Origin of the sequence: Streptomyces sp. NPDC046977 (assembly GCF_040644455.1) — a bacterium.
Classification (GTDB): domain Bacteria; phylum Actinomycetota; class Actinomycetes; order Streptomycetales; family Streptomycetaceae; genus Actinacidiphila.
In genome coordinates this window covers 94,786-115,350 of record NZ_JBEYWO010000009.1, presented here as the reverse complement: position 1 = coordinate 115,350, position 20,565 = coordinate 94,786, and the positions used below count along the sequence as shown (strand labels likewise).

Below are 20,565 nucleotides of genomic sequence, written 5' to 3'. Positions count from 1 at the left end.
GCCGAAACGGCCGGGCCCCGGATCGCGTACGGGTGGTCGTCACCGCTCAGCGGTGCGCGGCGAACTCCACGACCTGCTGGTAGGTCGGGCGGTTCTGCCAGCTGATCTTGCCGTGCTTGATGCCGCCCAGCGGCCGCTGGATCACCGTGTCGGCACACCACTGGTCACCGGCCGAGCAGTTCTCGTCGCCCGGGTAGACCTGGGCGGCGGTCCTCGCGGCGGCCTGCTTCAAGGTGGTGATCAGGATGTCCCGGCACCCGCTCAGCGAGCCGCCGCCGCAGTAGTTCCTGGCCAGTCCGCCCTGGACGGGCTCACCGAGGACCGCGCGGATGTCCTTGTCGACATAGGACCACCAGCCGTACTGGAAGGCGCTCCCGGCGTGTGCGCCGGTCGGCCCGTGCCCGGCCGAAGGGGACTCGTCGACGGTCAGGTTGGCGGTGAGCGCCGCGTACAGCCCGCTGCCGAGGCCCGGTTCGAACTCGGCCTTCACCAGCAGCGGCCACCAGGCGTCCATGATGCGCACCGCGTCGGCGTTGGCGTAGGTGTGCGAACCCGCCGAGGTCTCCTTGCGCTTGGCGCCCGCGGTCACCCAGTCGCCCAGCTTCGTGACGGCGGCCGCCGCCGCGGGGTCGGAGACGGCGCTGCTGCGGATCACCTTCAGCAGGTTGGGCAGCACGTCCTCGCCGCGCAGATCGGTGAGGGCCGCGTCCGCCATCGCCCGGGTGAGCTGCGCCCGGGTGACCCCGCCCGCGGCGACGAGTTGCTTCACCCGGTCGTCGAGCAGGTCGCCGCGGTGCACGGACCCGTTGCCGAAGCCGGCCGCGTCGTACCCCTTGGCCTGCCGGTTGTTCCAGGAGACGTAGTAGTCCTGGTCGACGGACTGCGGGTGCTCGGCGGGCGGCGTCCAGTCGGCCGTGTTGTGCGCCGGGTCGAAGCCCTGCCACTCGTACGCGCTCTCGGCGCGCACCGGGAAGGTCGCGTCGACACCGGGCTGCCGGACCGGGTTGTCGCCGCTGTTGTAGTACGCCGTGTGCTGGGAGTCGGCGTAGAACCAGTTGAACGTGTAGTTGATGTGCTGCACGGCCTCCTCGAAGGAGGCGGGCCCGGTGACCGCGGACGGGTCGTTGAGCATCTGGAAGCCGACCACCGAGTCGGCCTCGTGCATGTAGGAGCTGCGCAGGCTGGTGAACGCCACCTTCTTGCCGCCGACGGTCCCGCGGTACTCCACGGTGCCGTACTTGGTCCGGTAGACCTGCATCCGGTACGAGCCGGCGGCCGTGCCGTCGGCGGTCGTCGGCGTCCAGGAGTTGCTGCGCTCCAGCTTCTCCATGGGCGTGCAGGTGCCGTGGTAGAGGTAGTGCACGTCGTCCTGGCACAGCTCGACGGCGTAGGTGTCCGTGATGTCCTGCGCGGAGGTCGTCGCGCTCCACGCGAAGTCCGGGCCGCGGCCCAGCTCCACGTACATGCTCAAGCCCGCGAAGGAGGCGCCGCGGGCGCTGATGCCGGGGCCCTGGATCTCCTGGAGCATCAGCAGCTGCGGCGCGAAGTAGCCGGTCTGCGGGCCGAAGACGGCGACCGGGTGGCCGCTGGCGGTGTGCGCGCCGCTGACGAGCAGGGCGTTGGACATGCCCCGGGTGTTGGCCGACAGGGCCGTCCGGGCGGCGCTCTTCGACGCGGCGGCGGCCTTGGCGGTCGCGCCGGTGCCGGTGCGGTCGTAGACCAGGGGCTCCTCGGTCACCGAGCCGGCGTCGGGCATCGCCGTGCCGCGCGGGCTGTCGGGGCGCACGGCGTACGGGAAGCTCTCGCCGTTGTGGACGGTGAGCGCCGCCTCGGGGTCGTCGCGCTCGCGGAAGGACTCCCAGACCCGGGTGCCCTCCTCGACGCCGTACTTCTCCTGGGCCGCCAGCAGCGACAGCGCGTTGGTCACCTCGCCGCCCCCGCCCGTGCCGAAGAGGGCGCCGATGACGGAGGCGAGCGCCACCAGGTCGGTGGGCTTGAACTTCTCGATGGTGCCGGCGTTGGTGATCGCGTCCTTGTGGCCGGTCAGCACGTACTCACCGGGGAAGTAGCGGCCGCTGTCGGAGGCGGCGATGTAGGCGTTGACGCCGTCGACGTACGCGGTGACGTCGGCGTAGGCCTGCTGGCCGCGGGCGCCGTTGTGGGAGGCGATCCAGTCGATCTGGGTCTGCAGATCGGCCTCGGTGTAGGGGGCGGCCCGCCAGAACTGCTGCTCCAGGCCCTGGTTGGCGAGCGCGCCGCCGGCGAACGAGGTCAGCTGGCCGCGGCCGACGTGCCGGAACAGGTCCATCATCCACAGGCGGTCCTGCGCCGCGGCGTACCCGGCGCCGAACTCCGTGCCGTAGCGGGTCGTCCCGGAGATGTGCGGGACGCCGGTCTTCTTGTCGCGCGTGATCGTCACGTCGCCGCGGGGCGAGACGGTGGACGCCACCTGCCCCGAAGGCACGCCGAAGGACGCGTCGTTGAAGAAGTTGTTGATCGTGGCGTTCGTCAGGGTCTGGTACCCGGTGGCCAGGTTGGCGTAGGGACCGAGCTGGTCCTCGGCGTGGTCGGGCTGGGTGCCGAAGATCTGGTTGAGCAGGATCTGGGCGAGAGTGGCGTTGCCGTTCTCCCCCGGCGGCAGGATGTCGGAACACTGCCCCTGGCAGTAGTCGTTGGGGGTGGCGGCGGCCGCGGGGGCCGCCCATGGGAGTGGCGCGAGGAGACTCGCCCCCAGCGCGAGCACCGCGGCGGCGGCACTCGCTCTCAGCTTTGACCTGAACCTGTCAATACGTGCGCGCATGACCGCTCCTCCCGAAGGCCGGTGTGACGCAGATTACTTCGAAGTTGACCCGCGAGTAAGGTGAACATGCGTCACGTTTTGACATCGCGAGATCGGCTGGAATTCACCGTCCCGGGGATGGATCCGGAACGCCGTCCGTTACGTCCATTCGACAGCGAAGCGAACCCGATGACGGAGGTGGCATGCCATGGCCGGATTCCGAAGTCTCGCGAGACAGGTGCGCGACCCGCGGTGGTCGCCCACCCAGCGCCGCACCTACCTGCGGCGATGCCTGGAGCGCTTCGCGCCGTACGGGCACCGGGCCACCTGGGACCACCTCTGCGCCCGCGCCGGCATCGCCCCCCAGGACCGCGAACCCGACCCGGCCCGGTTGCTGTCCGCCCTCGCGGAACTGGAGGAGGCACGAGCCGTCTGGCTCGCCTACGAACGGGAGTTCGCCGCCCGCCGCAAGGCGGAGAAGTTCTCCGGCATCCGGCAGCCCGGCGCCCTCGACGACTGGCACCGGCGCACCTGGGGCGGCAACGGGGTCGCCTGGTGCGACGACCCGCTCCTCCACCCCTCCGACCGGCTCGCGGACGTCCTGCGCCGCATCATCGCGGCGATCGACGCGGGAGCGGGACGGGTGTGCCCCGTCTGCGCGCGGGAACGGCTCCAGTGGCGCGACCGCCTCAACCACTACCCCGGGGCGGGACCGGTGTGCGCGCACTGCGGCATCGTGGTGCCGCTGCCGGTCCTGACGGGGGCCGCACGGGGGGAGCTGCTTGCGGCGGCGGGGTGACGGGGCGTCACGGTCCTCTGCCTTTTTCCCCGCCCGCCCTCCCGTGTGCCCTGTGAAGTCACGCGCCCCGGCGCAAGTTGTTGGGGGCCGGGTTCGGGGCCTCCGGGGCTGCCATTCTGGACAGCACATTTAGGTGCCTCAGGCACCCGCCTTGATCACTCCGGGTTGTGCACCCAAATATGCTCCACAGTCCAGAACACCACCCCTACGACCCCGCCCCCTCCGTGAGCTCTCGCGCCTGATCCCCGGTGGGTGGTGAGGACGCGGTCCGGGGTCAGCCCAACATTGGTGCGGCGCAGCTCACGTGCCCAACGCTTACGCGGTCGCTAGCGCTTGGTCGCCAAAGTCACTGGTCGCGGTGAGGCCCTCGACGAAGGACCGGAAAACCGGGGCAAGGACCAGCTCGTCCTGTCGATCCGCGTCGAACCACGTCACTGCTGGTTCCGCGTGCCGGCCGGATGCCCGGTAGTCGAGCGCAATCCAGTAATGCCCGGCGCCGGAGAGGAGCACGAGAGGTGCGGGAAGACCCCATTCCTCGACCAGGTACGGACTGTCCACCAGTGACACCGTGTGTTCGCGGTCACCGATGCCCATCAACTGGTCGAACGGGACGTGATCGGCACTCCAGGAGGTCGGCCGGTCTGTCGGAAAGGCGTCCCGTTGGGCGGCGCATTCGCCCCCGTTCTGGGCGCGTAGCAGCTCAACGAGCGAAGTGGGGAGCGTGACATCGAGCAACAGCTCGGCACCACGCACTGCCTCATCGGTCAGCGGCGGGTGCACAGCGTAACCGCTGCCGGGTTTCCAGAAACCGGCCTGCACATCTTCGAAGCGTGCCATGGGCGGCATCGTAGGAGGTGTCCGGGGGCGACCGAGGCAGGTGCGGTGCCCCCGGACCGCCTCCATACCCCCCGCCGGGGATCAGGCGCGATACGAGACCTGAGGGGGCGGGGTCGTAGGGGTGGTGTTCTGGACTGTGGAGCATATTTGGGTGCGTGACCCGGAGTGCGCAGGCGAGGGTGCCTGAGGCACCTAAATGTGCTGTCCAGAATGGCAGCCCCGGAGGCCCCGAACCCGGCCCCCAACAACTTGCGCCGGGGCGCGTGACCTTGCCGGGCACACGGGAGGGAGGGCGGGGTAAGGCTGGCACGTGGGGGGCGCGCGGTGCGACGATGCCCACGCCCCGACCAACGTGGACAGGACGGTACCGGCATGGCCGAACTGCACGATCTGACCGCACTGGAGCAAGCCGCCGCGATCCGGGCCGGGGAGGTGTCCCCGGTGGAACTCGCCGATCACTATCTGGCCCGTGTCGACCGCCTCAACGACACCGTCGGCGCGTACCTCACCGTCACCCCCGAGATCGCCCGCAAGCAGGCCGCCGACGCCGAGTCGGAGGCGCTGGCGGCCCGCCGCGAGGACCGCGTGCGGGAGCTGTCGCCGCTGCACGGCGTGCCCGTGCCCGTGAAGGACCTGAACTTCGTGGCGGGCGTGCGCTGCACGCTCGGCTCGCGGGCGTACGCCGACCACGTTCCGGACGTCGACGACCACGTGGCGGCGCGGCTGCGCGCCGCCGGAACGGTCCTGCTGGGCAAGACGAACACCCCGGAGTTCGGGCTGCCCTGCTACACCGAGAACGAGCTGGCCCCGCCCGCCCGCACCCCGTGGGACCTGGCGCGGTCCGCCGGTGGCTCCAGCGGCGGCGCGGCGGCCGCGGTCTCCGCGGGGCTGGCGCCGATCGCGCAGGGCAGCGACGGCGGCGGCTCCATCCGCATCCCCGCGTCGGTGTGCGGTCTGTTCGGCATCAAGCCGAGCCGCGGCCGGGTGAGCTCCGGGCCGGTGCAGCACGACGTGAGCGGACTGAGCACGAGCGGCCCGCTCGCCCGTACCGTCGCGGACGCCGCAGCGCTGCTGGACGTGCTCGCGGGCGGGATGCCGGGCGACCCGTACGGCGCGCCCTCGCTGCCGCCGGGCGAGACGTTCGCCTCGTACGCCGCCCGGGAGCCGGGCACGCTGCGCGTGGTGGGGCTGCCCCGGCCGCCCGTGCCGGGGGCCGAACTGCACCCCGACTGCCGTGCGGCGTACGACGGCACGGCCGAGCTGCTGCGTGAACTGGGCCACCAGGTCGACGAGGTGGAGCTGCCCGTCGACGACGGGCTCCGGGACGCCTTCACCCGCGTGTGGGGCGTGATGGCCGCCGTCTACCCGGTCGCGCCGGAGCGGGAGGAGCTGCTGATGCCGCTCACCCGGCACTTGCGTGCCGAGGGCGCCGCGGTCCCGGGGCCGGACTTCGCGGCGGCGCTGTACGCGTTCCGCGCCCTGGGCCAGTTGATCGCGGACGCGCTGCTGTCCTCGTACGACCTGGTGCTGACCCCGACGCTGGCGCAGCCGCCCGCGCCCGTGGGCCCGGCGGGGCTGCGTCACGACGCCGATCCGGCCGCGGAGTTCGCGGGGCTGGCGGCCTTCACCCCGTTCACCCCCGTCTTCAACGCGACGGGGCAGCCGGCGGTGAGCGTGCCGCTGCACTGGACCGGGGAGGGCCTGCCGATCGGGGTGATGTTCGGCGGCCGCTACGGCGACGAGGCGACGCTCATCTCGCTGTCGGCGCAGCTGGAGGCGGCCCGTCCGTGGGCGGGGCGCAGGCCGGAACTCTGGTAGCGGGCGCGGTGCGCGGCGGTTGCCCGGCGAGCAGCCGCCGCGCGCCCGGCCCCTGTTCGCCGAGCACGTCGCCCGGGTTGGACAGGGCACAGCGGTCCAGGGAGAGGCAGCCGCAGCCGATGCAGTCGTCGAGGCTGTCGCGCAGGCGGACGAGCTGCTCGATGCGGGCGTCGAGTTCGGACCGCCAGCCCGCGGACAGCCGCGCCCAGTCGGCACGGTCCGGGGTGCGTCCGGCGGGCAGGCCGTCCAGGGCCTCGCGGATGGCCGCGAGGGGCATGCCGACCCGCTGGGAGGCGCGGATGAAGGCGACCCGGCGGAGGGTGTCGCGGGTGTAGCGGCGCTGGTTGCCGGCGGTGCGGCGGCTGCGGATGAGGCCCTTGGACTCGTAGAAGTGGAGTGCCGAGACCGCCGCGCCGCTGCGTGCGCTGAGCTGGCCGACGGTCAGTTCGCGGGTGTCCGTGGGGATGGCGGTCATTCCCCGACTCTACGAGAGCGTGGTGAGTTTCTTGCGGCGCGGGACGCTCGCCCGCCACAGCCGGGTGCAGGAGACCGCGGTGGCGGCGACGAGCAGGGCGTTGCGGATCGCGACGACGCTGGTGCCCTGCCAGGAGTTGCTGACGACCTCCTCGAAGAACAGGGGGTAGTCGACGGTGGTGACGGCGGTGGCGACCAGTAGCAGGACGGTCACCGGGCGCTGGGTCGTCTGACGCATCGTCAGACAAACGGCGCCGAGCCCGATCAGCCAGATCAGGTACTGCGGGCTGATGACGCGGCTGGTGACGGTGAAGAGCAGCACGGCGGTCATCGCGGCGTCGTAGGGGGTGGCCGGGGTCCAGCGGACGGCCCGCAGGCGCCACACCAGCAGCCACACCAGGGCGCCGCCGGTGAGGACGAGGGAGGTGGTGGCCACCCAGTTCACGTACGGGCCGATGAACTCCATGGAGCCGTAGTGCGCCCGTACGCGGCCGGACCAGCCGAGCAGTCCCGCGACATGGAGAACGGTGCCGCCGAGCGACTCGACCTCGACCCCGCGGTGGTGCTGCGCGTCGACGAAGCCGGTGGCGCCGCGGAAGAACACGGTGAGCACGGCGAGGAGCGCGGCCGCGGACATGCCGAGCGCGGTCCAGGCCTGGCGGGTCGTACGGCCGCGCGGGGTGCCCAGCACGGTCAGGGCGGGCCAGAGCTTGATCATGGCGGCGAGCCCGACGAGCGCGCCGCCCAGCCGGGGCCGCGCGGGCACCGCGAGCAGGGCGCACACCGCGACGGCGGTGACCAGGAGGTCGTACCGCGAGTAGGGCAGGTGCATCAGCAGGGGCAGTCCCAGCACCCACATCCAGGCCCCGGTGATGCTGCGGCCCGGCCGGTTCCACCCGGCGCGCACCAGGGCGGCGAGGACGAGCGCGTCACCGAGGAGCGAGAGCAGTACGAAGCCCTGGAGGTAACTGACGCCCGGCAGCAGGGCGGGGGTCAGCATCACCAGGGCGGCGCCGGGCGGGTACTGCCATGTCACGTCGCGGACGGGGTACGTTCCGCGTTCGAAGCCGTGACTCCAGTGCTGGTAGAGGTGGTAGACCTCGCGGGCGATGTCCCCGTGGCCGGCGCGCAGCAGGGCGAGCATGACCACCCGGCTGGAGAGCCAGTACGCGCCGAGCGCGACCCACGCCTGCGGCCAGGTGGACGGGCGCAGCAGGACGCGGCGGTCGCCGGGGAGGGTCGGCCCGCTGCCGTACCGGACCTCCGTGGTGTCCCAGTCGTGCGGGCTGGTCTCCGTCCGGGCCTCGGCCACTGCCGCCTCCTCCATCGCCATAACGCCACATTCGGGGCATATGGCTAAGCAAGATAGCCACAAACCAGACATGTGCTTCGCGATACGCGCCGGAGGACGGGGCGTTGACAGGGATCCGCCCGTCGCAGCATGCTGAGCAAGCGCTTGGACAGTACGGGAGGCATGACATGGGACAGCCCAGGATCTTCAGCTCGGTGGACGAGCTGAAGGCCGCCGTCGGCGAGGAACTCGGCACCACCGAATGGCTGGAGGTCGACCAGAAGCGGATCGACCTCTTCGCCGACGCCACCGGCGACCACCAGTGGATCCACGTGGATCCGGAGAAGGCGGCCCAGGGCCCCTTCGGCACCACCATCGCGCACGGCTATCTGACGCTCTCGCTGATCCCGTCCTTCACGCCCGAACTGATGCGCGTCGAGGGCGTGACGATGGGCGTCAACTACGGTGTCAACAAGGTGCGCTTCCCCTCACCCGTGCCGGTGGGTTCGCGGCTGCGCGCCACGGGCCAGGTCGCCGAGGTCACCGAAGTGCCGGGCGGGGCGCAGCTCGTCGCCCGCATCACCGTCGAGCGCGAGGGCGGCGACAAGCCGGTCTGCGTCGCCGAGACGGTCGTGCGCTTCTACCTCTGACCGCCGGCCCGCGGCCTCATCCCCTGCCGGGACCGGCCGGACCGTACCCGGCCATGCGCAGGGCGAGATCGGCGTAGAGCGCGCCGATCTCGTCCGGTGTGCGCCGCCCGCCGGGATTGAACCAGCGCGCCACGTCGATGCACAGGGACAGCAGCGCGACCGTCGTGCCGGGCACGTCGGGGACGTCGAACTCCCCCGCGCGCACGCCGTCGCGCAGGATCGAGCGGACCGCCTCCTCGCTCTGCCGGCGCAGTTCCACGACCTCGGTGTAGTGCTCGGGGCCGAGCGCGCCCAACTCGTACTGCACGACACGGCCGGTGGTGTGGTGCTCCGCGTGCCAGCGGACGAACGCCCGCACGGCCTCCGCCAGACGCGCCGCCGGGGAGCCCTCGCCGTCCGCGGCCCCCTGGAGCAGCCCGAGGGAGAGCCGGTGACCGACCACGCTGATCTGGTAGAGCAGCTCTTCCTTGGTCTTGTAGTGGATGTAGAGCGCCGCCGGGCTCATGCCGGCGCGGCCCGCGATGTCCCGGGTGGTCGTCGCGTGGTAACCGCGCTCGGCGAACGCCTCGACCGCGGCGATCACCAGCCGCCGGGCGGCATCAGGGGTGATACCGGTCCAGGCCTCGGTCCGCTCCGACTGCTCCGCCTCCACGTCCATGGCGGACACCCTACATGCCCGCTGAGCAAGCGCTTAGATACCAAGCGGTCGGTCGAACGGGGAGCGGGAGCGGCGGCCGGGTCCCTCAGAACGCCGAGACACCGGTCAGGTCGCGGCCGATGAGCAGCTTCTGGATCTGGCTGGTGCCCTCGTAGAGCGTCATGACGCGGGCGTCGCGCAGCAGCTTCCCGACCGGGTACTCGTCGATGTAGCCGTAGCCGCCGAACACCTGGAGCGCGTTGTTGGCGCAGCGCACCGCCGCCTCACTGGCGAACAGCTTGGCCTTGGACGACTCCGCCGCGAAGGGCTGACCGCGGTCGATCAGATCGGCGACGCGCCAGGTCAGCAGGCGGGCGGCGTCCACGTCCAGGGCGATGTCGGCGATCAGCTCCTGCACCAATTGGTGCGCGGCGATGGGCCGCCCGAACTGCTCGCGCTCCTTGGCGTAGCCCACGGCGGCGTCCAGGGCCGCCTGGGCGATGCCCACGCAGCCGGCGGCCACCGACATCCGGCCCTTGGCCAGCGCCGACATCGCCACCGAGAAGCCCTTGCCCTCGGGCGCGAGCATCGCGGCGTCCCGGACGCGCACGTCCTCCAGCACCAGCTCGGCGGTCGCCTGGCCGCGCAGACCGAGCTTGCCGTGGATCTCGCGGCGGGTGAGGCCAGGGGTGTCGGTGGGCACGAGGAAAGCGCTGACACCCTTGTGGCCCGGGGTGTCATTGGTGCGGGCGAAGAGCAGCACGACGTCGGCCCAGGTGCCGTTCGTGATGAACATCTTCGAGCCGTTGACCACCCAGTCGCCGCCGTCCCGGCGGGCCCGGGTGGTGAGGTGGGCGGCGTCAGAACCCGTACCGGGCTCGGTGAGGCCGAAGCAGCCGACGGCCTCGCCGGAGGTCAGCCGGGGCAGCCAGGCGCGCTTCTGCTCCTCGCTGCCCCAGTGGGCGACGGACTTGGCCACCAGGCCGAGGGAGACCGAGACGATGCCGCGCACGGACGAGTCGCCGCGGCCCAGTTCCTCGGTGACCAGGCAGTACGCGAGGTGGTCGCCGCCCGAGCCGCCGTACTCCTCCGGAACGGTCAGCCCGAGGAAGCCCACCGCGCCCAGCTTCTTCACGATGCCGCGGTCCACGCTATCGGCGCGGTCCCAGGCCGTCGCGTGCGGCGCGATCTCGCGCTCGGTGAATTCTGCGGCCAGGCGGCGGACCGCGGCCTGCTCCTCGGACAGCTCAAGATTCACGACGCACCTCGGGGTGGGATCCACTCATAAATTAGCAGTGCTAGTTTCTTGCTCGCAGCCTCTACTATGTGCCGCATGGCCCGCCCCCGCAAGCCCCTGCTCAGCCGCGAGCGCATCGTCGCCGCGGCGCTCGCGCTGGTGGACGCCGAGGGGCTGGCGGCCGTCTCCACCCGGCGGCTCGCCGCGGAACTGGGGGTGAGCGGGCCGAGCCTGTACAACCACTTCCCGACCAAGGACGAGATCCTGGACGCGGTCGCCGACGCCGTCGTCGCCGAGGTCGACCTCGCGATGTTCGAGGACGGCCGCGACTGGCCCGACGCGCTCGTGACGTGGGCCCGGTCCTACCGTGCCGCCCTCGCGGCCCACCCCCACATCGTGCCGTTCCTCGCCCAGGGCCCCGGACGCCGCCCGGCCGGGCTCCGCATGGCCGACGCCGTCTTCGGCGGCATGACCGCCGCGGGGTGGCCGCCCGCCCACGCGACCCGGGTCGGCGCGCTCATGCGGTACTTCGTCGCGGGGTCGGCACTGGGCTCCTTCGCGCGGGGCTTCGTCGACGACCCGACGGCGTACGACCCGGCGGACTACCCGCACCTCGGCCAGGCCCACCTGCTGGCGGAGCGTCAGCAGCACGTGGACGAGGGCGCGTTCGAGACGGGACTGCGGGCCCTGGTGGACGGGCTGTCCGTGCAGTTCGCCGCACTGTCGCGCTGACCGGCGCGGGCCCGCTGTCGGTGGCGGGTGCGACGATCTGCCCATGACGGACACGACCTTCGACTGGCGCTCGTTCCTCGAGCGGTGGAGCGAGGAATGGGCCGACGCCCAGGACCCGGACTCCCTCACCGAGGACGACGCGCGGGCCCTTCGCGACCGATGGCTGGGCTTCGCCCCCGCGGACGCGGAGCGCACAGCGGAGGCGGAACGCCGGCTGGGACGCCGACTGCCGCCGTCCTACCGGGCGTTCCTGGAGGTGAGCGACGGGTGGCGGCACGCGGGCGGGTTCGTCTGGCTGCTGGCGGGGACGGAGACGGCACGCTGGCATCAGGACGCGGACGGCCTCGCCAAGGTCTGGCGGGAGGCCATCGGCCACGACCCCTCGCCGGAAGCGGTGATGGAGATCGGCCTCTGGACGGACGGCCTCCAACTCGACGAGGTGTCCGACCTGGCGTACGTGCTGCTGCATCCACTCGACGTCGGTACCGACGGCGAGTGGGCCCTGTACCACTATCGGAGCTGGGCAGCTGCGCCGCCGCGGCGATACGCGTCCTTCCAGGAGTTCATGGAGGACATGTACCGGGAGTTCCATCAGCTGTCCGCCGTGCGCGGCGGACGGGAGTTCGCCAACGCGACGACACGGGCACTGGACGCCACCGTGGACAGCGCCCGGCGTGACGCGCTGGCCGGTCGGTACGAACGGGCCGAGATCGCTCTCTCAAAAGCCGAGGGATTCGGGCGGCCGCGGGCGAAGGCACTGCGCGACCAGATACGGCGGCTGCAGCGCACCAGGGACAGGCCCGACTTCGCGGGACATGCCCTCGATCCCGGGTACGCGCCGGAATTGTTGCCGGTGCTCGCCGACGAGCACGTCCGGGGCGGAGGTGACGAGGCCTCGTGGGACCTCGTCGTACGGGGTGCGTCCGACGAGGTCCGCGCCTTGGGCGAGGAGTTGCTGCGGCGCATACGGGAGGGGACCTACTGGTACACGGCTCCGGGTGCCTTCGGGGAGGCCGTCGACCGGGCGCGGGAGCAGGCGCGGTGGGGCGGGACCGATGCGGCCTGGCGCACCCTGCGCGCGGCGCTGCCGTACTGGGAGCCGTCGGGCCCGGATCTGCTCGCTCCGCTGGGTCTGCTCGCGGACCCGCTCCTCGGGCCGCTGATCACGTCGGAACGCGGACAGGAACTGCTGGCCACCCCGCGCGCCGGCGAGGCAGGAGTGGTACCCGAACCGGCAGCCGACACCGATCCAGCCGGCCTCGCATGGATGGCATCCAGGTACCGACGGGGTTACCGCTTCGTCCTCGTGGAGGGCACCGAGCCAGATGCACTGCCCGCCCTTCTCGGCGCGGACGGGGAAAACGGCTTCCATGAGCCGATGACGCCCCGGGAGACGCGCACTCAGCCGCGGAACTACGGCAACTCGGCCTACGACGACAAGGCGTTCATGGCCGTCGGCCGCGCCGGTGAAGGGTGGTGCTTCGCCTTCGACGGACGGCCCAATCTCTTCAGCGAACGACGGTTCGTCTCGCCGGCAGCCGCCGCGTCCAGGGCCGGACGCGCCGTCGTGGTCTGGGGCGCCCCCGGCGGGGCGTACGGGCCGAGGTCGTTCGACCTCTTCCATCTGTCGGTCGCCGACAACGGCGAGGAGTCGTACGCGTTCACCGTTCACGGCACCGAGGTCCGGCGGAGCGGCAGTGTGCCGCCGGACCTCGATCCGGATCGTCTCTTCTCGCCCGAGGGCCTCCCCAGGGAGGGAGAACTGCGCGCCCTGGAGGCCATAGCCGCCGCGTTCGGGGTGACGTTGCCGCGTTTCGCTTTGACGCCGGGCTACCTGCCCACCTTCACGACCCGCTCGTGGACGCGGCCTCCAGGGCCGGGCGAGAGATATTGGACGGTGACCGTCGGTCAGGGGTGAGCGGTCCTCAGAAGACCACCAGGGCCCGCCCGCCGCGGCCCGCGAGCATCGCGTCGAACGCGTCGGGGATGCCCTCCAGGGCGATGCGCTCGGTGACCATGGCGGACAGGTCGAGGCGGCCCGCACGGATGTGGTCCGCGAGGACCGGCAGGTCGCGGGCCGGGTCGCTGTTGCCGTAGACGCAGCCCGCCAGCGTGCGGCCGAAGTGGAAGATCTCCAGGGCGGAGAAGGAGACCATGTCCTGCTTGCCGCCGATGCCGACGACCGTCGTCCGGCCGCCGCGTCGCGTGGAGGACCAGGCGGCGCGGATGGTCTCCGAGCGGCCCACGCACTCGATGGCGACGTCCGCACCGTGGCCGCCGGTCAGGGCGCGGACCCGCTTGGCGAGGTCGTCGCCCGCGACCAGGAACCCGGTCGCGCCGGCGGCCCGGGCCAGTTCCTCCTTGGCCGGGGAGACGTCGACGGCGAGGATCGTTCCCGCGCCGGCGATGCGGGCGGCCTGGAGCACGGCGAGGCCGACCCCGCCGACACCGAGGACGAGGACGGACTCGCCGGGACGGACGGCGGCGGAATGGTGGACGGCGCCGTAGCCGGTGAGCACGGCGCAGCCCAGGAGGGCGGCCTCGGTGAGCGGGACGCCGTCGGGCAGCGGGAGGACGGCGGCGGCCGGGACCACGGTCTCCTCGGCGAAGGCGGCCGTGCCGAGGCCCGGGTAGAGCTCGTCGCCCCCGGTGGCGAGCTTGGCGTACGGCGCGGCCGCCGCCGCGCCCGCGTTGGCGCAGAGCCAGGGCTCGCCCAGGCCGCAGTAGTGGCAGGTACCGCAGGAGGGCGCCCAGTTGAGGACCACGGGGTCGCCGGGGGCGAGGCCGGTGACGTCCTCGCCGACGGAGACGACCGTGCCCGCGCCCTCGTGGCCGAGGACCGCGGGCACGGGCTGGCGGAGCGTCCCGTTGGACAGCGACAGGTCGGAGTGGCACACGCCGGCCGCCGCGAGGCGCACCCGGACCTGGCCGGGGCCGGGGTCGGGCAGCTCGATGTCGGCGATGGCCAGGGGCGCGTTGACGGCGGACAGGACGGCGGCGCGGACCACGGTGTTTTCTCCTGCGCTCAGGGGTTCGGGGGCGACGGGCGGTCGGGAGGGGTCAGAACTGGAGGGACTTGGTCTGAAGGTACTCGGCCAGGCCGTGCGGGCCGAGTTCGCGGCCGACGCCCGACTGCTTGTAGCCGCCGAAGGGGGCGGACGGGTTGAAGCGGCCGCCGTTGATGTCGACCTGGCCGGTCTCCATGCGCCGGGCGAAGGCGACGGCCTCGGCGTCGTCGCCCGCCCACACCGCGCCCGCGAGGCCGTAGACGGTGCCGTTGGCGATGCGCAGGGCGTCGTCCTCGTCCTCGTACGCCAGGATCGACAGGACCGGGCCGAAGATCTCCTCCTGCGCGATGGTCATGCCGGGGCGCACGTCGGCGAAGATCGTGGGGCTGACCCAGTAGCCCAGCGCGCGGGGCGCGTCGGGGCCGCCGGCGACGAGGCGGGCGCCCTCGGCGAGGCCCTGCTCGATGTAGCCGCGGACGCGGGCCTGCTGCTTGGCGTTGACGACGGGGCCGATGCGCTCACCGGGGACGTACTTCGCGGCGGCGGCCGCGGCGAGGGCGACGGCCTCGTCGTACTGGTCGCGGTGGACGAGCATGCGGGTCCAGGCGCTGCACGTCTGGCCGGTGTTGGACATGACGTTGGCGACGCCGACGTTGACGGCCTTGGCGAGGTCGGCGCTCGGGAGGATGACGTTGGCGGACTTGCCGCCGAGTTCCAGGGCGACCCGCTTGACCGCGGCACCGGCGGTGGCGGCGATCTGCTTGCCGACGGCGGTGGAGCCGGTGAAGGAGACCAGGTCGACGTCCTCGTGCGCGGCGAGCGCCTGCCCGGCGACCGGGCCGAGACCGGTGACAAGGTTGAACACCCCGGCGGGCAGGCCCGCTTCGTGGACGGCCTCGGCGAAGAGCTGGGCGACCAGCGGTGTGTCCTCGGCGGGCTTGAGCACGACGGTGCAGCCGGCGGCGAGGGCGGGGGCGGCCTTGGCGACGATCTGGTGCAGCGGGTAGTTCCAAGGCGTGATCGCGCCGACGACGCCGACCGGCTCGTGGAACACGGTGGAGTTGCCGATCCGCTCCTCGAAGGCGTGACTCGCGGCGAGTTCGGCGTACGAGCCGGCGACCTTGACGGGGAGGTCGGCGTGGACGGCCTGGGCGAAGGCCAGGGGCGAGCCGAGTTCGGCGGCCACGGTCTCGGCGATCTCCTCGCGGCGGGCGGCGAGCACGTCGCGCAGCGCGCCGATGCGGGCGGCCCGGTCGGCGGGCGCCGTGGCGGCCCAGCCGGGGAAGGCGGCGCGCGCGGCGCGCACCGCGGCGTCCACGTCGGCGGCGGTGCCGGCGGGCACGGTGGCGAACACCTGCTCGTCGGCGGGGTTGACGACGGCGATCGTCTCCGTACCGGCGGCGGGCCGCCAGTCGCCGTCGATGTACATCCCGTCGTGCGGCTTCATCCGTTGTCCTCCCGGGCGGCGTTGCCTTGGCCCGCCCAAACTAGCGCCGATAGTTTTTTGGTGCCAGGGCGGCACTCCGTGCAGTGGACCACGCGGTGGCGACCCGGGCGGGGAGGCCGTCGCGCACGGGCGGGTGAAGCAGGCCGCCGTCCGCCGTCCCATCCTTCCGGGTGAACGGGGACGCCCTCGTCGGCACACCATACCGACCGGTAGGCATGTGGGGTAGCGATCCCGCGCCGCCCGGCGGAACCCGCGGCGGACGGGCTCCCTCAGGCGTCCAGGACGCGGGCGAGGTAGGCCCGCAGCAGTTCCTTGGTCTCGGCGACGAGGACGGCGTCGCCCTCGGGATCGGTACGGAAGGCCAGCTTCAGCAGCGCGTCGGCCGCCTCGACACCGACGACGAAGGCGGTGCGCAGCCGTTCCTCGCCGGCCGTCACGCCGAGCCGGCCCGCGAGCAGCGACCGCAGGCCGTCGGCGAGTTGGTGGTTGGCCTCGTCGTTCGCGGCGGCTCCCGGGGCGGGTCCGGCGAAGCTGACGAGGGCGAAGCCGGGCACCGTGCGGCGCATGGCGACGTAGTGGTCGACAACGACGTCGACCAAGTCGACCAGGTCGGCCACGCGACGCCGGTCGCCGGCGCCGGTGTCCGTGCCTGGCGCGCCGGGCCCGGCGGCGTCGAGCAGGGCGGTGACACCGGCGAGGTACTTCTCCAGGTTGCGGCGGGCCAGCGCGTCGGCCATCGCGCGCTTGTTGGAGAAGAAGCGGTAGACCGAGCCGATCGGGACCCCGGCACGGGCGGCCACGGCACGGGTGCTCAGCTCCTCGTAACCGCCCTCGTCGAGGACCGCCGCCGCCACGTCGAGGATCCGGGCGAGGCGTTCGGCACTGCGCTGCTGGACGGGGACCCGCCGGAGACCGCTGCCGCTGCTCTGCACGGGACTCATCATGCCGGTCGGACAGGTTTTCCACAGGTGCCCGACGACCCCTTGCGGGCCGGATTCCTCTGCTTGACCATAGGAATCGTGACCAGCACTGAGATCAAGGACCTGGAGTACCTTCCGGGCTTCGGCAACGAGCACGTCAGCGAGGCCGTGCCGGGCGCCGTCCCGGTGGGCCGCAACTCCCCGCAGCGCGCCCCGCTCGGGTTGTACGCGGAGCAGCTGAGCGGCACCGCGTTCACCGAACCGCGGCATCACAACCGCCGCTCGTGGCTGTACCGCATCCGCCCCTCGGCCGCGCACCCGCCCTTCCGGCGGATCGCGAACGGCGCGCTGCGCAGCGCGCCCTTCCAGGAGACCGAGGCCGATCCCAACCGGCTGCGCTGGAGTCCGCTGCCGATACCGCAGGGCCCGGCGGACTTCGTGGACGGCCTGGTCACCGTCGGCGGCAACGGCGACGTGCTGCGCCGCGAGGGCATCGGCATCCACTGGTACGCCGCCAACCGCTCGATGGACGCCCGGGTCTTCTCGTCCTCCGACGGCGAGCTGCTGATCGTGCCGGAGCGCGGCGGCCTGCTGCTCCGCACCGAACTCGGCCTGCTGGCCGCCGAGCCGGGGCACGTCGCGCTCGTCCCGCGCGGGGTGCGCTTCCGTGTCGAGCTGCTGGACGCCGACGCGCGCGGCTACGTCTGCGAGAACTACGGGCAGCACTTCCGCCTCCCCGACCTCGGCCCCATCGGGGCGAACGGGCTGGCGCACGCCCGGGACTTCATGGCGCCCGTCGCCGCGTACGAGGACCGCGAGGAGCCCGTGGAGGTGGTCAACAAGTTCGGCGGCAACCTCTGGGCCGCCGAGTACGACCACTCGCCGCTGGACGTCGTGGGCTGGCACGGCAACCTGGTGCCGTACGTGTACGACCTGCGCCGCTTCAATGTGATCGGCTCGGTCAGCTGGGACCACCCCGACCCGTCGATCTACACGGTGCTGACCTCGCCCTCCGACACCCCCGGCCTGGCCAACGCCGACTTCGTGGTCTTCGCGCCGCGCTGGCTGGTCGGCGAGGACACCTTCCGGCCGCCGTACTTCCACCGCAATGTGATGAGCGAGTTCATGGGGCTCGTGGAAGGGGCGTACGACGCCAAGGCCGAGGGCTTCGTGCCCGGCGGCGCCTCGCTGCACAACATGATGTCGGCGCACGGCCCGGACCGGACCACCTTCGACAAGGCCAGCGGTGCGGAGCTGGTGCCGCAGAAGATCGACGACGGGCTGGCGTTCATGTTCGAGACGCGCTGGCCGGTCGTGCCCACGGCGCAGGCACTGGCGGCGGAGCACCTGCAGCGGGGGTACGACGAAGTGTGGCGGGGGCTTGAGCGACACTTCAGGCCATGACGACGAGCCCCGGCCTCTTCGCCCCCGACTCGCTGGTCCTGAACCGCAAGCTGCCCTTGTGGTACCAGGTGTCGCAGTCGCTGCGCGCCTCGATACTCGGCCGCAGGCCGGACGCCCCGCTGCGGCTGCCGACCGAGGACGTCCTGGCCGGGCACTACGGGGTGAGCGTGCTGACCATGCGGCAGGCGCTCAAGGAGCTGGAGGAGGAGGGGCTGATCAGCCGGCACCGCCGGCGCGGCACGTTCATCGAGCCGGCGGCGCGGCGCGGTGCCCCGGTCCGGCTGCTGGGCTCGGTCGACGCGATCGTGGCCCAGCAGTCCGGGGAGCGCACGAGCGTGCTCGGGCACGGGCCCGAACCGGTGCCCGCGGAGTACGCCGAGTACTTCCCCGGAGTGGCGGGGACGGTGGCGTACCGCAGGCTGCGGTGCGACGAGACCGGTGAGCCGGTCAACTGGGCGGAGAACTTCGTGCTGCCCGAGCTCGCGGAGCGGATCGACCTGGCGGACCTGGCCCGCTGGCCGATGACGAAGGTGCTGCGCGACGCCCTGGGGGTGCGGATCAGCCGGATCACCGACACCGTGGAGGCCCGTCTCGCCGATCCGGACACCGCACGCCTGCTGCGGGTGCCGCTGCTCAGCCCGATCCTGCACTGCACGGGGGTGAGCTACGACGAGTCGGGGCGCGTCGTCGATGTCGTGCGCATCCACTACCGCGGGGACCGCTTCTCCTTCACCGTCACCATGGAGGCACCCTGAGGGGTGAGGGGCCTTAAGTAGCATGCTCACGGTGAGCGATGAAGCGCCGACGCTGGCAGACCTGATGCCGTGGTCCACCGCGCCCCTGCGCCTGGGGCGCTCCTGGGTGCTGGCTCCCGAGGCCGCCACTCTCACCGCCCGCTGGGACCGGCTGCTGCGCGCCGAAGGCGACGAGCGCGAGCGCCTGTTCCATCCGTCACGGGCGCGTACGACGCACACCGGCGTCGCCCAGCTGCCGGGCCACCCCGTGTCCACCGCGCGGCTGGAGCGCGAGGACGGGCCCAGCGCCGAGCCGGTGCGGGTGCTGCACGGCCCGTACGACCAGCAGTGGCTGCTGCCGGACCAGCGGCTGATCGACGCCGCCCGCCCGGAGCTGTGGCGCGTCGCGGACGACACCCACCAGCTGTACGCGGTCGAGCTCGCCCGGCTGCCGCAGGTCCCGGGGCCACCGCTGACCTTCTCCGCGCTGCTGCCCGACGGGCACTCGCCCGCCGGCCGGCCCGGCCGCGTCCGTCCGCTCTTCCGCCGCCCCGGCGGGGCCGACCCCAACGTCGCGCCCGGGCTGCTCGACCATCTCGCGGCCCGGCTGGGCGTGCCGGTCCCGGCGCAGGACATGCTCGCCTGGGTCGCCGCGGCGGGCACGGCCGGCGGCCCGGTCGAGGTGCCGCTGACGGCCGACCCGGAGCTGTGGGCGCAGGGCGTCGCGCTCGGCCGCCGGCTGCTCTGGCTGCACACGCGCGGGGCGCGGTACGCCGATCCGGCGGCGGACCGGCCCGCGGGCCATCCCCGGCTGCCGGGCGGCCGGCGGCCGTATGTGCGGGCCGCCCTGCCGGACGTGCCGCGGGAGCCGCCCTCCTGGGACGCGGAGGAGGAGGCGCTGGTGCTCGGGGAGGGGCGGATCGCCCCGGTGCCGGAGGCGGCCTGGGAGTTCCACGCGGGCGGCACCCGGGTGCTGGAGACCTGGTTCGCCCTCCGTACGGAGCCGGGGGCGGCGGGCACGCTGGACGCCGTGCGCCCGGCGTCCTGGCCGCGGGCCCGCACGACCGAACTGCTGGAGCTGATCAGTGTGCTGGCGCTGCTGGCGGAGGAGCGTCCGCACCGCCGGGCCCTGGCGGCACGGGTGGCCGCGGGCCCCGTCGTCGGGGCCGGGGAGTTGCGGGCGGCGCGTGTCCTGCCGGTGCCGGAGGCGGCGCGGCGTCCGGCGTCCGTGCTCGATCACCACGAGGAGGGCCCGGACGGGCAGTTCGTCCTGCTCTGATCCGCCTGGCCGCTCACCACCTCGACATGACTATGTGACCATCTGGCCACAAGTCGACATGACAACAGGCCCGGAGGAACACACCGACACGTCGCATGAGCGGCGTGGTGCCGGGACGGTGTGTTCGCCCGAGCCTGTTCGCGTGCGCGAGCGTCAGGGACGCCCTCGGGTCAGCCGCGGCCCCCGAAGAGCGAGCGCCGCAGCCGCCGCAGCGGCGCGAACAGCGACACACGGGCTCCACGGTTCGCGTTCGTCCGCACGTGGTCGCGCGAGGTCAGCTCACGCATCAGCAGCGTGGCCTCCTCCGCCTCCCGCTGCGGCGCGGCCGGACCGGCCAGCACCGAAAGATGGCGGTCGAGCCGCGCACTGGACGTGCTGCTCCCGCAGGTGATGGCAGGCACTCGCGCCCTGCCTCGCATTGCTATCTGATCCATGACACTCCCCACCCATTCGAGGGCACCCGGCACCGGGCAGGGTAACCCTATCGTCCCGTGGCGTCACCTACGCATCCCCGTTACC

18 protein-coding genes are annotated in these 20,565 nt (G+C 72.7%); 8 read left to right on the top strand and 10 right to left on the bottom strand.

The window, feature by feature from the left end:
- Positions 1–46 precede the first annotated feature (46 nt).
- The gene (locus tag ABZ883_RS16135; protein ID WP_360906261.1) at positions 47–2,800 is read right to left on the bottom strand and encodes a penicillin acylase family protein; all 2,754 of its coding nucleotides are present in this window, start codon (positions 2,798–2,800) and stop codon (positions 47–49) included.
- Positions 2,801–2,987: 187 nt separating this feature from the next.
- On the opposite strand from ABZ883_RS16135, the gene ABZ883_RS16130 reads away from it, so the two are divergent.
- A complete protein-coding gene (locus ABZ883_RS16130; protein ID WP_360906260.1) occupies positions 2,988–3,578 on the top strand; it encodes a hypothetical protein in 591 nt (196 codons plus the stop codon).
- Between the two features lie 315 nt (positions 3,579–3,893).
- Here the strand turns inward: ABZ883_RS16130 and ABZ883_RS16125 are convergent, their stop codons facing one another.
- Positions 3,894–4,415: an SMI1/KNR4 family protein gene (locus ABZ883_RS16125; RefSeq protein ID WP_360906259.1), complete on the bottom strand. Its 522-nt coding sequence runs from the start codon at positions 4,413–4,415 to the stop codon at positions 3,894–3,896.
- A gap of 372 nt (positions 4,416–4,787) precedes the next feature.
- Between ABZ883_RS16125 and ABZ883_RS16120 the strand changes: the two genes are divergently transcribed.
- Entirely contained in the window at positions 4,788–6,233 is a 1,446-nt protein-coding gene (locus tag ABZ883_RS16120; RefSeq protein ID WP_360906258.1) for an amidase, read from the top strand.
- On the opposite strand, the gene soxR is transcribed toward ABZ883_RS16120, so the two are convergent.
- Positions 6,166–6,708 carry a redox-sensitive transcriptional activator SoxR gene (soxR, locus tag ABZ883_RS16115; RefSeq protein ID WP_360906257.1) on the bottom strand — a complete coding sequence of 181 codons (543 nt, stop codon included), beginning with the start codon at positions 6,706–6,708 and terminating at the stop codon, positions 6,166–6,168. The genes ABZ883_RS16120 and soxR overlap by 68 nt on opposite strands.
- 9 nt (positions 6,709–6,717) lie before the next feature.
- Positions 6,718–8,040, bottom strand: a complete 1,323-nt coding sequence (locus tag ABZ883_RS16110) for a glycosyltransferase family 87 protein (RefSeq protein ID WP_360906256.1) — start codon at positions 8,038–8,040, stop codon at positions 6,718–6,720.
- A gap of 146 nt (positions 8,041–8,186) precedes the next feature.
- On the opposite strand from ABZ883_RS16110, the gene ABZ883_RS16105 reads away from it, so the two are divergent.
- Positions 8,187–8,648 carry a MaoC family dehydratase gene (locus ABZ883_RS16105; protein WP_360906255.1) on the top strand — a complete coding sequence of 154 codons (462 nt, stop codon included), beginning with the start codon at positions 8,187–8,189 and terminating at the stop codon, positions 8,646–8,648.
- A gap of 16 nt (positions 8,649–8,664) precedes the next feature.
- On the opposite strand, the gene ABZ883_RS16100 is transcribed toward ABZ883_RS16105, so the two are convergent.
- Complete coding sequence (locus tag ABZ883_RS16100; RefSeq protein WP_360906254.1) at positions 8,665–9,306, bottom strand: TetR/AcrR family transcriptional regulator; 642 nt, start codon at positions 9,304–9,306, stop codon at positions 8,665–8,667.
- A gap of 85 nt (positions 9,307–9,391) precedes the next feature.
- A complete protein-coding gene (locus ABZ883_RS16095; RefSeq protein WP_360906253.1) occupies positions 9,392–10,543 on the bottom strand; it encodes an acyl-CoA dehydrogenase family protein in 1,152 nt (383 codons plus the stop codon).
- A 75-nt stretch (positions 10,544–10,618) separates the two neighbouring features.
- Between ABZ883_RS16095 and ABZ883_RS16090 the strand changes: the two genes are divergently transcribed.
- Together ABZ883_RS16090 and ABZ883_RS16085 are read left to right on the top strand one after the other, a co-directional pair.
- Positions 10,619–11,254, top strand: coding sequence for a TetR/AcrR family transcriptional regulator (locus tag ABZ883_RS16090; protein ID WP_360906252.1), 636 nt, complete (start codon positions 10,619–10,621; stop codon positions 11,252–11,254).
- A 43-nt stretch (positions 11,255–11,297) separates the two neighbouring features.
- On the top strand, positions 11,298–13,172 hold the full coding sequence (locus tag ABZ883_RS16085) for an SMI1/KNR4 family protein (protein WP_360906251.1): 1,875 nt from the start codon (positions 11,298–11,300) through the stop codon (positions 13,170–13,172).
- Positions 13,173–13,179: 7 nt separating this feature from the next.
- Here ABZ883_RS16085 and ABZ883_RS16080 read toward each other — a convergent pair whose 3' ends face one another.
- From ABZ883_RS16080 to ABZ883_RS16070, 3 genes are all read right to left on the bottom strand, one after another.
- Complete coding sequence (locus ABZ883_RS16080; RefSeq protein ID WP_360906250.1) at positions 13,180–14,262, bottom strand: Zn-dependent alcohol dehydrogenase; 1,083 nt, start codon at positions 14,260–14,262, stop codon at positions 13,180–13,182.
- Positions 14,263–14,314: 52 nt separating this feature from the next.
- On the bottom strand, positions 14,315–15,709 hold the full coding sequence (locus ABZ883_RS16075; RefSeq protein WP_360906249.1) for an aldehyde dehydrogenase family protein: 1,395 nt from the start codon (positions 15,707–15,709) through the stop codon (positions 14,315–14,317).
- Between the two features lie 269 nt (positions 15,710–15,978).
- On the bottom strand, positions 15,979–16,650 hold the full coding sequence (locus ABZ883_RS16070) for a TetR/AcrR family transcriptional regulator (protein WP_360906496.1): 672 nt from the start codon (positions 16,648–16,650) through the stop codon (positions 15,979–15,981).
- 78 nt (positions 16,651–16,728) lie between these two features.
- Between ABZ883_RS16070 and hmgA the strand changes: the two genes are divergently transcribed.
- Genes hmgA through ABZ883_RS16055 form a run of 3 tightly spaced genes read left to right on the top strand, consistent with a single transcriptional unit; the run spans position 16,729 to position 20,046 of the window.
- Positions 16,729–18,033 carry a homogentisate 1,2-dioxygenase gene (gene hmgA, locus ABZ883_RS16065; protein ID WP_360906248.1) on the top strand — a complete coding sequence of 435 codons (1,305 nt, stop codon included), beginning with the start codon at positions 16,729–16,731 and terminating at the stop codon, positions 18,031–18,033.
- The gene (locus tag ABZ883_RS16060) at positions 18,030–18,788 is read left to right on the top strand and encodes a GntR family transcriptional regulator (protein ID WP_360906247.1); all 759 of its coding nucleotides are present in this window, start codon (positions 18,030–18,032) and stop codon (positions 18,786–18,788) included. The genes hmgA and ABZ883_RS16060 overlap by 4 nt, the downstream gene beginning before the upstream one ends.
- 22 nt (positions 18,789–18,810) lie before the next feature.
- Positions 18,811–20,046: a type ISP restriction/modification enzyme gene (locus ABZ883_RS16055; RefSeq protein WP_360906246.1), complete on the top strand. Its 1,236-nt coding sequence runs from the start codon at positions 18,811–18,813 to the stop codon at positions 20,044–20,046.
- A gap of 170 nt (positions 20,047–20,216) precedes the next feature.
- Here ABZ883_RS16055 and ABZ883_RS16050 read toward each other — a convergent pair whose 3' ends face one another.
- Positions 20,217–20,480, bottom strand: a complete 264-nt coding sequence (locus ABZ883_RS16050) for a hypothetical protein (RefSeq protein ID WP_360906245.1) — start codon at positions 20,478–20,480, stop codon at positions 20,217–20,219.
- Between the last annotated feature and the right edge of the window lie 85 nt (positions 20,481–20,565).

Bases quoted from the DNA above. Each gene is read 5' to 3' on its own strand.
- ABZ883_RS16135 (WP_360906261.1), bottom strand. From the start codon at position 2,800: ATGCGCGCACGTATTGACAGGTTCAGGTCAAAGCTGAGAGCGAGTGCC.
- ABZ883_RS16130 (WP_360906260.1), top strand. From the start codon at position 2,988: ATGGCCGGATTCCGAAGTCTCGCGAGACAGGTGCGCGACCCGCGGTGG.
- ABZ883_RS16125 (WP_360906259.1), bottom strand. From the start codon at position 4,415: ATGGCACGCTTCGAAGATGTGCAGGCCGGTTTCTGGAAACCCGGCAGC.
- ABZ883_RS16120 (WP_360906258.1), top strand. From the start codon at position 4,788: ATGGCCGAACTGCACGATCTGACCGCACTGGAGCAAGCCGCCGCGATC.
- soxR (WP_360906257.1), bottom strand. From the start codon at position 6,708: ATGACCGCCATCCCCACGGACACCCGCGAACTGACCGTCGGCCAGCTC.
- ABZ883_RS16110 (WP_360906256.1), bottom strand. From the start codon at position 8,040: ATGGCGATGGAGGAGGCGGCAGTGGCCGAGGCCCGGACGGAGACCAGC.
- ABZ883_RS16105 (WP_360906255.1), top strand. From the start codon at position 8,187: ATGGGACAGCCCAGGATCTTCAGCTCGGTGGACGAGCTGAAGGCCGCC.
- ABZ883_RS16100 (WP_360906254.1), bottom strand. From the start codon at position 9,306: ATGGACGTGGAGGCGGAGCAGTCGGAGCGGACCGAGGCCTGGACCGGT.
- ABZ883_RS16090 (WP_360906252.1), top strand. From the start codon at position 10,619: ATGGCCCGCCCCCGCAAGCCCCTGCTCAGCCGCGAGCGCATCGTCGCC.
- ABZ883_RS16085 (WP_360906251.1), top strand. From the start codon at position 11,298: ATGACGGACACGACCTTCGACTGGCGCTCGTTCCTCGAGCGGTGGAGC.
- ABZ883_RS16075 (WP_360906249.1), bottom strand. From the start codon at position 15,709: ATGAAGCCGCACGACGGGATGTACATCGACGGCGACTGGCGGCCCGCC.
- ABZ883_RS16070 (WP_360906496.1), bottom strand. From the start codon at position 16,650: ATGAGTCCCGTGCAGAGCAGCGGCAGCGGTCTCCGGCGGGTCCCCGTC.
- ABZ883_RS16060 (WP_360906247.1), top strand. From the start codon at position 18,030: ATGACGACGAGCCCCGGCCTCTTCGCCCCCGACTCGCTGGTCCTGAAC.
- ABZ883_RS16055 (WP_360906246.1), top strand. From the start codon at position 18,811: ATGCTCACGGTGAGCGATGAAGCGCCGACGCTGGCAGACCTGATGCCG.
- ABZ883_RS16050 (WP_360906245.1), bottom strand. From the start codon at position 20,480: ATGGATCAGATAGCAATGCGAGGCAGGGCGCGAGTGCCTGCCATCACC.